At 70.4% G+C, this 12243-nt stretch carries 10 protein-coding genes and 1 other RNA gene; 6 read left to right on the forward strand and 5 right to left on the reverse strand.

Annotated elements, in window-relative coordinates:
• The coding region (locus MKK53_RS02565) for a sugar transferase (protein ID WP_243926605.1) at positions 1-249 on the reverse strand (249 nt) is incomplete at its 3' end.
• A gap of 504 nt (positions 250-753) precedes the next feature.
• Between MKK53_RS02565 and MKK53_RS02570 the strand changes: the two genes are divergently transcribed.
• The 4 genes from MKK53_RS02570 to ssrA all read left to right on the forward strand — a co-directional run bounded on the left by MKK53_RS02570 (position 754) and on the right by ssrA (position 2989).
• Complete coding sequence (locus tag MKK53_RS02570) at positions 754-1341, forward strand: hypothetical protein (protein WP_243926607.1); 588 nt, start codon at positions 754-756, stop codon at positions 1339-1341.
• 59 nt (positions 1342-1400) lie between these two features.
• Positions 1401-2174, forward strand: coding sequence for a hypothetical protein (locus MKK53_RS02575; protein ID WP_243926609.1), 774 nt, complete (start codon positions 1401-1403; stop codon positions 2172-2174).
• Entirely contained in the window at positions 2164-2646 is a 483-nt protein-coding gene (locus tag MKK53_RS02580) for a hypothetical protein (RefSeq protein WP_243926611.1), read from the forward strand. Before MKK53_RS02575 ends, MKK53_RS02580 begins: the two co-directional genes overlap by 11 nt.
• Positions 2647-2817: 171 nt before the next feature.
• Positions 2818-2989: a transfer-messenger RNA gene (ssrA, locus tag MKK53_RS02585) on the forward strand.
• 503 nt (positions 2990-3492) lie between these two features.
• Here the strand turns inward: ssrA and MKK53_RS02590 are convergent.
• The 3 genes from MKK53_RS02590 to MKK53_RS02600 all read right to left on the reverse strand — a co-directional run bounded on the left by MKK53_RS02590 (position 3493) and on the right by MKK53_RS02600 (position 4806).
• Positions 3493-3732, reverse strand: a complete 240-nt coding sequence (locus tag MKK53_RS02590) for a DUF2171 domain-containing protein (protein ID WP_243926613.1) — start codon at positions 3730-3732, stop codon at positions 3493-3495.
• Between the two features lie 8 nt (positions 3733-3740).
• Positions 3741-4301 carry a ferritin-like domain-containing protein gene (locus MKK53_RS02595; RefSeq protein WP_243926615.1) on the reverse strand — a complete coding sequence of 187 codons (561 nt, stop codon included), beginning with the start codon at positions 4299-4301 and terminating at the stop codon, positions 3741-3743.
• Positions 4302-4563: 262 nt separating this feature from the next.
• Positions 4564-4806 carry a hypothetical protein gene (locus tag MKK53_RS02600; RefSeq protein ID WP_243926617.1) on the reverse strand — a complete coding sequence of 81 codons (243 nt, stop codon included), beginning with the start codon at positions 4804-4806 and terminating at the stop codon, positions 4564-4566.
• Between the two features lie 201 nt (positions 4807-5007).
• Here MKK53_RS02600 and MKK53_RS02605 point away from each other — a divergent pair, with 201 nt between their 5' ends.
• Positions 5008-5871, forward strand: coding sequence for an SMP-30/gluconolactonase/LRE family protein (locus MKK53_RS02605; protein WP_243926619.1), 864 nt, complete (start codon positions 5008-5010; stop codon positions 5869-5871).
• Positions 5872-5931: 60 nt separating this feature from the next.
• On the opposite strand, the gene MKK53_RS02610 is transcribed toward MKK53_RS02605, so the two are convergent.
• Positions 5932-9138 (reverse strand): autotransporter serine protease, encoded by a 3207-nt coding sequence (locus MKK53_RS02610; RefSeq protein WP_243926621.1) that lies wholly within the window; start codon positions 9136-9138, stop codon positions 5932-5934.
• A 405-nt stretch (positions 9139-9543) separates the two neighbouring features.
• Between MKK53_RS02610 and MKK53_RS02615 the strand changes: the two genes are divergently transcribed.
• The gene (locus tag MKK53_RS02615; RefSeq protein WP_243926623.1) at positions 9544-12198 is read left to right on the forward strand and encodes an MGH1-like glycoside hydrolase domain-containing protein; all 2655 of its coding nucleotides are present in this window, start codon (positions 9544-9546) and stop codon (positions 12196-12198) included.
• The last annotated feature ends 45 nt before the right edge of the window (positions 12199-12243 follow it).

The following is a 12243-nucleotide window of genomic DNA, read 5'->3' on the forward strand; positions in this document are numbered from 1 at the left end:
CACCACCATCGTGCGGAACTTCAGGCAGCCGAACGGCGTCCCGCCCCGGCCGAGGCGGTTGTGGCGGAAGATCGGCGACTTGCGGTCCCCCATCCACACCGCCGCGCCGACGAGCAGCAGCAACGGCAGCAGAAGCAGCAGTGCGGCCCCCGCCACCGTGACGTCGATCCCGCGCTTGGCCATCCAGCCGAGGCGTTGGTGCCGGATCGACAACAGGACGACATTCGCCTGCCTGACACCGGAAATCATGGGTACGATCGATCGTGGCGCAGCGCGCGGCATGGTCTCGGCTCCTGGGTGAGGCCAGTGTCGGGCTCAGGAATTTCGTTGGTTAATAATTCGTTTATCCTATACTAATTAGCGCCTGTCGGGACGCTTCACAATCAGATTTCGTCGCTCTGGTCGGCGTTCTAATCTCTTCGTTAATTTCATCAATTGCTACGCATTTTTGCTTAAGTAGTTTTCAGACCGGTTGCGTAGGTACTTGTAAGTGAAAGGCCTTCCGCAGCCCTGTCGCTTGCTGGCCCGCCAGCCCGCGCTGTCGGTGCGGTTCCCGTGGAGGAATGCAGCGCCCGAGTCAGGCGCCGTCCGTGCGATCAACCGATGCCGCGGGTGCAGTACGGACCTCAGTAAATAACCGCAATTTTACAGAATTTCTGTACATCTCCGCTGCCAAGCTTGGTTAAGTATTGCTTCATTACGCATTGCTCCGATACCAATCGGTAATGGTTTCTGGCTAGCCGGATAATTCCGATGAATTACTTACGTAGCATCGCCTTCGGCATCGTCGGATTGGGTTTATCGACCGCGGTCGCGGCGGCTGCGACCGGTGATCTTCCCGACACCCGTGATCTCGTCGCGCAATCGCCGGACGGCGCCGACCGTTGCGGCGCGCTCAGCCCTTCAGCCAGCCTGCTCCAGGGATGTTGCGGCACTCCCGCCCGGATCGAGCCCGGTTCTCCCCAAACCGACAGCGTCGTGAGTCCCTGCGTCGGCGGCCGATCACAGACTTCGAGCACGATGACGTCGGCTCAAAGCTTGTCCTCGACGCCACCGTCCGGCTTCACCGTGTCTCCGCCGCAGGGCGGGAGCGTTTCGGGCGGGGGCGGCGGCGGCTCGTCCGCCGCACAGGCCTCGCTTCTGGCCAGCACCGGCACCGGCCCGCGATCGGGCGAAGGCTCCGCGGGATCCTCCAGCGTGTTCGATTTCGGCGGCGGCGGCGGCGGCGGGGCTGGGGGACGCAACCTCGGCGCCCCCGGCCCGATCGCCGGGGCCGGATTGCCGTTCCTGCTCATCGCCGGAGGGTACGCGCTCTGGCGCAAGTACGGGCTCCGCACCTGACGGCGGGAGGCCGAGCGGAGGACGCCCCCATGCACCCCGTGCCGTGGAGCTCCCGAAACGTGGCGCTGTCGTCGCTCGTGGCGATCGGCTTCCTGAACGCGATCGCCTTTCAGGTCGGGTCCAGCATCGATGAGTTGGGCTTCTCCGGCGCCCTGGCGAACACCTTCGGCGTCAGCGTCATCGTCTGGGTCGCCATGGCGATCACCCTCGACCTGCTGAGGCGGGAACCCGACCGCGCCCCGACGCGCAACGAGGAGCGCGTCTTCCTCGGCCTCGCCGTCATCTTCCTGCTCCCCGTCAAGTTCGTCGCGTGGATCGGTCTCGCGCTGCTCGCGCTGGAGATCGTCGCGAAGGCGGACAAGGGATCGTCGGCGGCCAAGGGGGGTTGGATCCTCCTCGCGATCACCGTCCCGATGTTCTGGAGCAAGCTGGTCTTCTCCCTGTTCAGCACCCTGCTGCTGCAGGCCGATACGATGCTCGTCAGCCTCGTGCTCGGCCTGGAGCGGATGGGCAACGTCATCACCCTGGCCGACGGGCATACGCGCCTGTGGATCGCGGCTCATTGCTCCTCGGTGGCGAACGTGTCGCTGACCGTGCTCGGCTGGGTCCTGTTCCAGCAGCTCGCGGGGCCGCGCCGGGCGCCGGGCCTCGGATGGTGCGCCCTGTGCTGCGGCCTGATCGTCGCGCTCAACGCCGCCCGGATTTGCCTGATGGGACTCTTCCCCCAGCACTACGACCTTCTCCACGGTGCCGTGGGCGCGGGGGTGGCGAGCTGGCTGATGGTCGGGACGGTGTTCGGCACGCTCAGCTACGGAGCCCGCCGTGTCGCCTAGGCGCGCGTTCGGCCCGGCGCTCGCCGCGCTCCTGGCGCTGTCCGTGCCGCTGAAGCTGTGGACGATCGGCGCGGTCGCCGACGATGGCGCCAAGCCCGAGGCGCGCCTCGTCCGGATCCTTTCCGAGGACGGGTTCGCGACCCGCGCCGACGACCGCATGACCGGGCAGGCGGCGGTCGTCGGGGAGAAGGGGGCGTGCCGCGTCTGGCTGGGCTACGTCGCCAGCGACGGCTGGCACCGCGATCTCGTGGCCGGAAGCGCGTCGCGGACCGTGGAGGTCGCCTTCCTGTTCAAGGGGCGCGCCTATGCCGACCAGCCGGTCTGGGCGACGTGGCTCGATGAGAAGCTGTCGATCCTCGCTCGCTCGTTCGCCCTGCAGGTGCGGGCGTCGCCCGTCGTGGCGACACTGACCGACCGGGGGTGCGGCGCCGACAGGGACCGTTGGGCCGAGCGGCTCTCCCACACGGGCTGAGACACAGCGGGCGGGGGGCCGGGAGGGCGAGCCGATACGCAACGCGGCTCGACCGGGAGAATGGACGCGCCGGGTTATCGCCGCGTGTGCGCCGGGCGCGGCCAACAATCCCATGCCGGGACAGTGGACCCTTCGCCCGGTTGCGGGTATGATGGTCGCGAGGTTGATGACCGGTTCATAATAACGTTTCAGGACCCGGGGGCGGTACCCGGCGCCTCCACCAGAAGCCTCCTGCTCCGCGTCCGCGCGGGGGCAGGGCGAGCGCCCGGCACGTCCGGGGCGCACGCTGCGAGGGTGCTTCTGCTGGGGGCGAAACAGGATCGACTGGACGGTAAAGGGATCGCGAGTTCTGTCCTGCTTCGGCAGGGTAAGATGCGGCTTTCGGTAAGGACTCGACCGGTTCGGCGCAGGCAACCCCTGTTCCGGGCACCTGACCAAAACTCTAAATGCCAACGATAACGTTGTCATGGATGCCCGCCTCGCGGCGTAAGCATCTTGCGGCAGGGCAGCCGTAGAAACAGAACCCGGGGCTTCGGCCCCGGGGCCCACCTTTCCCGAACACGATGCGCGGACGGAAGGCCCGGTGCCATGGGCCAAGCGTCGCCATGCGCCTCCTCCCGGGGGACAGGACATCCACGATCCCCGCGCCGACCTGCCACCGGTGGCGGGAGGGCGCCGGTGGCCCGGTCCACTCTGCTGGCGGGTCCGGCACGCCCGATCTCGGTTGCGTACCGTCGTCCCTGGCCCATGGGCCGGTGCGGATCGCCGTTCCGTTCCTGTGCAGGAGCTTGGTAAAGGGGGCCGCCCTTCGGCCGCCCCCCTCTCGCGTCGCGCGGAATCCGACCCTTACTCCGCCGTGCCCCACTCGTCCTTGGCCTGCGCAGCGGTGCGGTTCAGCCGGACCTCCCCCGCCTCGATCGCCTGAATCGAGTCGACATGGATGAAGTGGTGGATGCCCTGGGCATCCGGATCGGTCCGGGTCAGCTTGATGCGCTGCCCGTCGAGGTGATCGACGGTGCCGACATGGCCGCCGTCGGAGCCGACGACGGGCATGTGGTCCCGGATCTGGCTGAGATCGACCGTCATCGTGTCCCTCACGCCGCCTTGGACTTGCCGCCCTTCTTGGGCGCGGGGGCCGGCTCGGCCTCCTCGTCGGCGGCACCCTCCGAACCGTCCATGTTGATGCGCCCGGCGATCTCCGTGAGGAGCTGGTCGGTCTTCTTCTCTTCCTGCAGGGTCTCGTCGAGCAGCTTGGCCGCGTCGTCGAAGCCGAGCTGGCTCGCCCAGGTCTTGAGGGTGCCGTAGCGGGCGATCTCGTAATGCTCGAGGGCCTGGGCGCAGGCGGCCAGCACGGCGTCGGCGGCCGGGCTGTCGCCGAAATCCTCCAGATCCTCCTCCATCTCGGAGGTCAGGCCCTGCATCGCCTCGCAGGTCTTGGCGCGGGCCGGCTTGCCGATGATCTCGAACACCTGCTGCAGGCGCTCGACCTGGTTGGCGCTCTCCTCGGCATGGGTCTCGAACGCCTGCTTCAGCTCGTCGTGTTCGGCAGCTTTCGCAGACTTCTTCAGCGCGCGAACGGACTGCTTCTCAGCATAGTACACGTCCTTCAGCGTCTCGTAGAACGCATCCTGCAGAGTCTTCTGTTTCGTGGCCATCTTTTAATATCTCCCGTTGCTGAACGTCGGAGGCCGCGGGGGGTGATCTCGCCAGCGCTGAGCCTTCGAAGAACCTCGCCCCGGGCGGTTAGGTCCCCGGAAGATGGTGTGGAGGAGAAGAAATATTTTGGGAACCGCAGGCCGCACGCGTCAGGCGGCCCGGTGGGTCGGCCGAGTCGATCAGCCTCCGCGCCTCCCCGTCCCGCAGGACGTGGCAGCGGAGGCTGTCCCGCAGGGTCGGCCGGCCGACTGCGGAAACCAGCTATGCGCCCCGGCGCCGTTCGTGGCGCCAGAGGGCGACGGCGACGCGGCGCGCCTCGTAGCTCCGTCGCAGGGCCGTCCCGAGGCCGCCCTGTCCCTCGGGGGCGAAGCCGTAGACCAGTACGCCGTCCGGACCGTAGTTGCGGCGCATCTCGGCGCGCCAGAGGCTGTCGGCGTTGGCGAGCGCCGACTCCGTCAGAGCGAGACGGTCGGGCTCCGGCGGGGATGAGGGCTGGACGATCATACCCCTCAACTCGCCGAATCCCCGGAAGGTCCATCGGCACCGTGGCCCTCGCGCGGTGCGGCGGCGCCATGCTCGCCGGCCCCGCCTGCCGTCTCGCCCGGCCCGGTCGCGGGGAGGGGGCCGGGCCGCTGCCCACGGCGGTCGCGGGCGCTATGTGCAGGGCTTCGCGGCCTAAGGGGGCACCGCCCCGCAGGAGGTGCCATGTCGGCGGAGTTCCGCATCGTCCCCCGCCCCGGGCGGGACCTCCTCGGCGAAGGCCCCGTCTGGGTGCCGGAGCGGGGGTGGCTGTTCTGGGTCGACATCGAGGCGCCGGGCATCCGCTGGCTCGATCTGGCCCGGGGCGAGACCGGCAGCCGACCCTTCCCGGAACCGGTCGGCTGGATCATCCCGCGGGCGGGCCGCCGGGACTTCGTCGTCGGGCTCAAGAGCGGGTTCGCGGCCTACGACTTCGAGGCCGACCGCCTCACCCCGATCGGCGACCCCGAGCCGGAGCATCCCGACAACCGGCTCAACGACGCGAAGGTCGATGGCGCCGGCCGGATCTGGGCGGGCAGCAAGCATTGCGAGGGCGGGATCGATTCCGGCGCCCTGCACCGGCTCGACACCGACCTGACGTGGCGGTGCCTCGACCGCCACTACGGTGTCGCCAACGGCCCGACCTTCAGCCGCGACGGCCGCACCCTGTTCCACAGCGACAGCGATGCGCGGACCGTCTACGCCTTCGACCTCGCGGAGGACGGCGGACTCTCCGGCAAGCGCACGTTCCTGCGCTTTCCCGATGCCTGGGGCTACCCGGACGGGATGACCACCGATGCCGAGGACTGCCTGTGGATCGCCCATTGGGGCGGCGGCCGGATCAGCCGGATCGATCCGGAGGGGCGCCTCGTGCGGGCCATCGCCCTGCCGGCGGCCCACATCACCAGCTGCGCCTTCGCCGGCCCCGGCCTCGACCGGCTGTTCGTGACGTCCTCGTGCCGGGGCCGGGAGCACGAGCCCGCGGCCGGCGCCCTGTTCGAGGTCGCCACCGGCGTCACCGGCCTGCCACTCCGGGCCTTCGGGGGATGAGGGAGGCCTCCTCCCGCAGGGGCGTCGCACCCGGCGGGGGAGCCGCGTGCGACGGAGGGATCAGAACCGGTAGGTGAAGTTGCCCTTCACCGCCTGGTCCTGGGCGCGGGTCCCGGTCTGGCCCGTATAGGCGAGGCCGAGGGTCGCGTTGGGTGCCACCGCGAGGTCGAGCCCCGCCTCCGCCACCAGGGCGTCCCGGTCGATCGGCACCCCGGCGCTGAGGAACGCCGCCCCGCCGGTGAAGGCCAGGAGCGCCGTCGGCACCACGTCGCCGAAGGCCCGGCGGTAGCCGACGAGGGCATGGGCCGAGACCGGCAGGCCGAGGCCGAGGTCGAGGGCCGTCTGTCCCCGCACGCCCGCGGTGAACGCCCCGAGGTCGTAGTCGCGCGCGAAGCTCGTCACCGCGCCGATGCCCCCGGTCTCCGAGAACCGGTCCCGGCGGATCGCGACGTAGGCGCCGCCGACGAAGGGCTCGAGGAAGGCGGTGGACGGCTGCACCGGCACGACCCGCGCGCCCTTCGAGACCAGCGCCACGGGGGCCGCCGGCCCGAGGGGGATGCGATAGCCCAGCTCGCCGAAGCCCTGGACCGTGGAGCCCCCCGGCCGGCCGTTCGGCGTGTCGGCGATCCCGGCGAAGGCGACCGTGCGGCGGGTGCGGCCGTCGTTGTCGGCATAGGTCGCGCCGAGCCGCAGGGAGACCGGACCCAGCTCGTAGCCGCCATACACGCCGCCGAACGGGCTGGAGATCGTGGCCGATTGCAGCCGCCCGGGCGTGTCGAGGGCGGCTTCGGTGTAGCCCCCCGCGAGGCCGAGCTTGATGCCGTTCTCCAGCCGCACGTCCGCGCCGACGACGAAGCCCGAGATCTGCCGGTCGATGCCCGCCGCGTTGCCGTCCGTGCGGGTGCGGCCGAAGGCGCCGAACGCCTGTCCCCACAGGCCGAAGACCCGCGGATCGGCGATCTGGAACGGCACCGGCACCGGGGCCGCCCGCCACGGCAGGTCGGCCGCGTAGGTGGACGGCAGCAGCCCGTAGGTCAGCCTGTCCGCGACGCCGGGGGTGGTGCCCCAGCGCAGCCGGTCGAGGATCGCCTCGCGGACGAAGAACGCCGTCTCGTAAGTCGCCGACACGGTGCTCGCGTGGATGTCGGCCGAGAGCGCCCGATAGGTCGACCGGGCGGCCCCCGGATCGGTGGTGACGAGGATCGACTCGTAGAGGCGGCTGCCCGCCCCCAGGCTCTCGATCCCCGCGCCGACGCCCCCCTGGTTGCGGGTGGCGGCCACCGAGGCGAAGGTCGTCCCGTTGCGCGCCACCGAGAGGCCGACGTCGTTCGCCCCGTAGTCGAGGCCGGTGCCGATGAACGTGTACTGGGGCGTCGTGGCGTCGAAGCGGCCGGTCACGCCGCCCGCCGCGGTGAGGACGGTGTAGCGCTGGCCGAGCAGGGCGCGGGCCTCGGCCACGGTGAGGGACGGCGCCCCGTTCTCCGTGGACACCTGCAGGGTGCCGCCGTCGATCCGGGCGGCGCCCCCGGCCGCGATCCTGTCGCTGCGCCCGTCCGCGCCGACCTGGACGAAGTAGGTCGAACCCGGCGCGAAGCGGGCCGCGCCGGCGACCGTCAGCGTGCCGATGCTGTTGCCCGGCGCCACCGCGCCGCCGGAGGCGACGGTCAGGCCGCCGACGCGGCCCGAGCCGCCGAGGGTGCCGCCGCCGTTGACGTTGGCCTGCGAGGTGATCGACCCGTTCACGACGAGAAGCCCGCCGTTCACCTCGGTGGAGCCCGCGTAGGTGCTCTGGCCGGTCAGCTCCAGCACGCCGCCGCCGGACTTGGTCAGGCCGCCCTGGTAGGTCCGGCCGAGGAAGGCCTGGTCCCGGGCCACGCGCCAGCCGTACTCGGCCTGCTCGTCCGCCGTGGCGGTGGCCGGGAGCCCGGCGCTCCACCCCCGCGTCGCCTTCGTCCGCTCCCAGGCGGCGTGCTCGGCGGTGTCCTCCACGAGGCGCTGGCGCAGGGCGACGTCGGAGATGTCGTTCGACCACGTGTCCGAAACGCCCGTGCCGAGGGTCGCCTCGACGCGGCCGAGGAACTGGCCCGGCCCGTTCATCGCGCGGCCGAGGTCGATCTTACCCCAGCCGAACACCTCGTTCGGCACGCCCGCCGGGCCGGTCCCGAGATGGGTCGCGGTGGTGAGCAGCACGTCGCGCGCCTGCTCGTTGGTCATGTACGGGTAGCGCTCCATCACGAGGGCCAGGGCGCCGGAGACGTGCGGCGCCGACATCGACGTGCCGCTCTTCGCGCCGTAGCCCGCCGCGCCGGTGGTGAGGTTGACCACCGTCGAGACGATGTTGCGGCCGGGGGCGGCGATGCACCAGTACTTGGCGAAGCCGCAGCGGTTGAACTGGGTCTGGTCGGCGCCGTTGAGGCCCGAGGCGGAGATCCAGTCCTTCTCGAGATCGGGCTGGAAGTAGGGCAGGGCGGCGCGGATGGTGGGGTTGTTCGCCCCCGCATTGCCGGCGGCGACCACCTGGATCACGCCGGCCCGGCCGGCATCGGCGATGGCGTTGAGCCAGCTGAGCTGCCGCGTAAAGGGGGCGTAGGCGGCGATGAGGCCGGCCTGGGTGTTGTAGTTGTCCCGGGGCGGCGGGCTGCCCCAGCTGCTGTTGATGAGCCGCGCACCCTGCGCGACGAGGCTCCCGTAGGCGCCCTTGAAGTAGGCGTAGTCCGCGTTCGGCCCGTAGATCGACGAATCGGTGCCGTTGGTGTTGGTCGCGATGAGCTGGGCGCCGAAGGCCACCCCGTGCATGCCGACGCCGTCGCGCCGGGCCACGATCGTGCCATCGACATGGGTGCCGTGGCTGTCGTTGACGCCCTGCAGCCAGATGCCGGGGACCGCGTAGCCCTGGCCGGCGGTGAAGACGCCCGACCGGGTGGTGCCGGTGTCGTAGCGGAAGCTCGTGGAGGAATAGGCGCCGGTGTTGGCGAGGGCGCTCGCCTGGCCGGCGAATTCCGGGTGCGTGTCGAGGTAGCCCGAATCCACCGACCCGACGAGGACGCCCTTGCCGGTGATGCCCCGGGCATAGGCCTGGTCCGCGTTCATCGAGGCCTTGCCGTAATCGGCGAGGAATTCCGGCGTGCGCCAGCTCGCCGGATCGCCGGGGCGGCCGGGGTCCTGATACGGCGAGGACTGGGCCAGCGCTGCCTGCGAGACAGTCGCGGACAACAGGAAGGCCAGCCCGGCCGCACGCGGCAGCTGCTGACGGGGAAACTCTGACATCTGAGCCGTGTCCTCTTTAAGATCTACGGCCTTATGGCGGGATAGTTTGGTCTCGTTTCCTCTCCGGCGGCCATTCCTGTGAAGCGAAACTGTCCTTCAAACAGGACCGAATGCTTCCGTTGACCTTCCGAGCGGAAGTAAATCTTATGACCTCACGTTCCCGTGACTCAACCGGAAACGTGGCAGCAACATATGATCGCCCTCCGGCGTGGCAATTTAGCCACTCCGGCCTGACGGGCGGCGGCTGTCGGGAGGGCGAGGGCCGGGGCGGGGAGGGTGCGGTCTGGCGCCGATGATGCATCGCCGGTCGCGCCGACCCCCGATCCCGCGAGACAAGATGCCCCGTCGAAAGCCGTCCGCCCCCGCCGTCGCGGCCGCGATCCCGTCCGCCGCCAGGGTCCCCGCGTGAGCGAACCGACGGATTGGGCGGAGCGCCGGCGCATCGCGGAGCAGGCGCGCGGCGAGCGGGCATGGTCTCTCTGGGGGCCCTATCTCAGCGAGCGCCAATGGGGGACGGTCCGCGAGGATTACAGCCAGGACGGCGACGCGTGGCGGGCGCTGCCCCACGATCAGGCACGCTCCCGCGCCTACCGCTGGGGCGAGGACGGGCTCGCCGGCATCTGCGACGAGCGCGGGCAGCTCTGCCTCGCCCTCGCCGTCTGGAACGGGCGGGACCACATCCTGAAGGAGCGGCTGTTCGGCCTGACCAACGGGGAGGGCAACCACGGGGAGGACGTCAAGGAGGTCTATCACTACCTCGACGCGCTCCCGAGCCACGCCTACCTGAAGTTCCTCTATCGCTATCCGCAGGCGGCGTTCCCCTACGAGGAGCTGACGCGGGTGGGTCTGCAGCGCCGCCGCGACGAGCCGGAATACGAGATCGAGGATACCGGCGTCTTCGCGGAGAACCGGTACTTCGACCTGACGGTCGAGTACGCGAAGGAGGATGTCGATGACATCCACCTCGTCGTCACCGCGCTCAACCGCGGGCCCGAGGCGGCCGACCTCCACCTCGTCCCCCAGCTCTGGTTCCGCAACACGTGGTCGTGGACCGCGGATGCGCCGCGCCCGCGGATCGTGCCCTGTGCCGACGGGGGCGTCGCCTGCTCCCACGAGGCGCTGGGCGACTATCGCCTGTCCTTCGAGGGCGAGCCGGCCCTGCTGTTCTGCGAGAACGACACAAACCTGCGCCGCCACGGCGGCTCACCGGAGTCCGCCGGCCCGTTCAAGGACGGGCTGCACGCGGCCATCGTGGAAGGCGACGCCTCCGCGGTGAGGCGGGACGGCGGCACCAAGCTCGGCCTGCATTACGCGCTGCGCCTGGAGCCGGGCGGCACGGCCCGGATCCGGCTGAGGCTCAGCGGCGGTTCCCGGTTCCGGCCGGTCCAGGGCGAGGACGCCACCCTCCGCCGCCGCCGGGGCGAGGCCGATGCCTTCTACGACGGATTGCAGGAGGGCATCGCCGATGCGGATGCCCGCGTTATCTTCCGGCAGGCCGCCGCGGGGCTGATCTGGTCGAAGCAGCTCTACCGCTACGACGTCCGGCTCTGGCTGCGCGGCGACCCGCTCCAGCCGGTGCCGCCCCACGGGCGCGAGACCGGGCGCAACGCCCAGTGGCGCCACTTCGCCGCCGCCGACGTGCTCTCGATGCCCGACACCTGGGAATACCCGTGGTTCGCGGCCTGGGACCTCGCCTTCCACTGCCTGCCCCTGGCGATCCTCGACCCCGACTTCGCCAAGAGGCAGCTCCTGCTGCTCACCCGCGAATGGTACATGCACCCCAACGGCCAGCTCCCGGCCTACGAGTGGGAGTTCGGCGACGCCAACCCGCCCGTCCATGCCTGGGCGACCTACCGGGTGTTCGAGATCGACCGGGACCGCCGCGGCGGGCGCGGCGACCTCGCCTTCCTCGAAGGCGTCTTCCACAAGCTGCTCATCAACTTCACCTGGTGGGTGAACCGGAAGGACGCCGACGGCCGCAACGTGTTCCAGGGCGGCTTCCTCGGGCTCGACAACGTCGGCGTCTTCGACCGCTCCCGCCCGCCGCCCGGCTTCGGCCGGATCCACCAGGCCGACGGCACCGCCTGGATGGCGATGTACGCCCTCAACATGATGCGCATCGCCCTGGAGCTCGCCCTCGACAACCATGTCTACGAGAGCACGGCCTCGAAGTTCTTCGAGCACTTCCTGCTCATCGCCGAGGCGATGACCGACATGGGCGGGGAGGGGTTCGGCCTCTGGGACGGGGAGGACGAGTTCTACTACGACAAGGTCGACATCCCCGGCGACGGGATGGTGCCGCTGCGGGTGCGGTCCCTGGTGGGCCTCGTGCCGCTCTTCGCCGTGGAGGTGATCGAGCCCTCCGTGCTCCACCGCCTGCCGGATTTCGCCCGGCGCCTGAACTGGCTGATGGAGAACCGCCCCCACCTCGCCTGCCTCGTGTCGCGGTGGAACGAGGGCGGCGTCAGGGACCGCAAGCTGCTGTCGCTCCTGCGCGGCCACCGGATGAAGGCGCTCCTGCGGCGCATGCTCGACGAGGCCGAGTTCCTCTCGGCCCACGGGGTGCGCTCGATGTCGAAGGCGCACCGGGACCACCCCTTCGTCCTCAACCAGTTCGGCGCCTCCTTCACCGTCCGCTACGACCCGGCCGAATCGACCTCCAACATGTTCGGCGGCAACTCGAACTGGCGCGGGCCGGTGTGGATGCCGGTGAACTACCTGATCATCGAGTCGCTGCGCCGCTTCCACACCTATTACGGCGACGACTTCCTGGTCGAATACCCGACCGGCTCGGGCGTGTCGTTGACCCTCAACGCCATCGCCGACGGGCTGGAGGACCGGCTGATCGGGCTCTTCGCGAAGGGGCCGGACGGGGCGCGCCCGATCTTCGGCGCCCGCCCACCGATGCCGCCCACCCCCGGCGGCGAGGAGGCGCTGCTGTTCCACGAATACTTCGACGGCGACACGGGCGCCGGCCTGGGCGCCTCGCACCAGACCGGCTGGACGGCCCTGATCCTCAACCTGCTGCACCACCGGGCGCACCGGCCGCCGGGGTCCTGACCCCGGCGCCGCTTGATGATCCCCGGCGGTCCAGGCAGGATCCCC

Origin of the sequence: Methylobacterium sp. J-076, assembly GCF_022829405.1 — a bacterium.
Taxonomy (GTDB): Bacteria; Pseudomonadota; Alphaproteobacteria; order Rhizobiales; family Beijerinckiaceae; genus Methylobacterium.

Excerpts from the sequence above, each read along its gene's own strand:
- MKK53_RS02590 (WP_243926613.1), bottom strand. The coding sequence starts at position 3,732 with ATGACGGTCGATCTCAGCCAGATCCGGGACCACATGCCCGTCGTCGGC.
- MKK53_RS02570 (WP_243926607.1), top strand. The coding sequence starts at position 754 with ATGAATTACTTACGTAGCATCGCCTTCGGCATCGTCGGATTGGGTTTA.
- MKK53_RS02600 (WP_243926617.1), bottom strand. The coding sequence starts at position 4,806 with ATGATCGTCCAGCCCTCATCCCCGCCGGAGCCCGACCGTCTCGCTCTG.
- MKK53_RS02610 (WP_243926621.1), bottom strand. The coding sequence starts at position 9,138 with ATGTCAGAGTTTCCCCGTCAGCAGCTGCCGCGTGCGGCCGGGCTGGCC.
- MKK53_RS02595 (WP_243926615.1), bottom strand. The coding sequence starts at position 4,301 with ATGGCCACGAAACAGAAGACTCTGCAGGATGCGTTCTACGAGACGCTG.
- MKK53_RS02605 (WP_243926619.1), top strand. The coding sequence starts at position 5,008 with ATGTCGGCGGAGTTCCGCATCGTCCCCCGCCCCGGGCGGGACCTCCTC.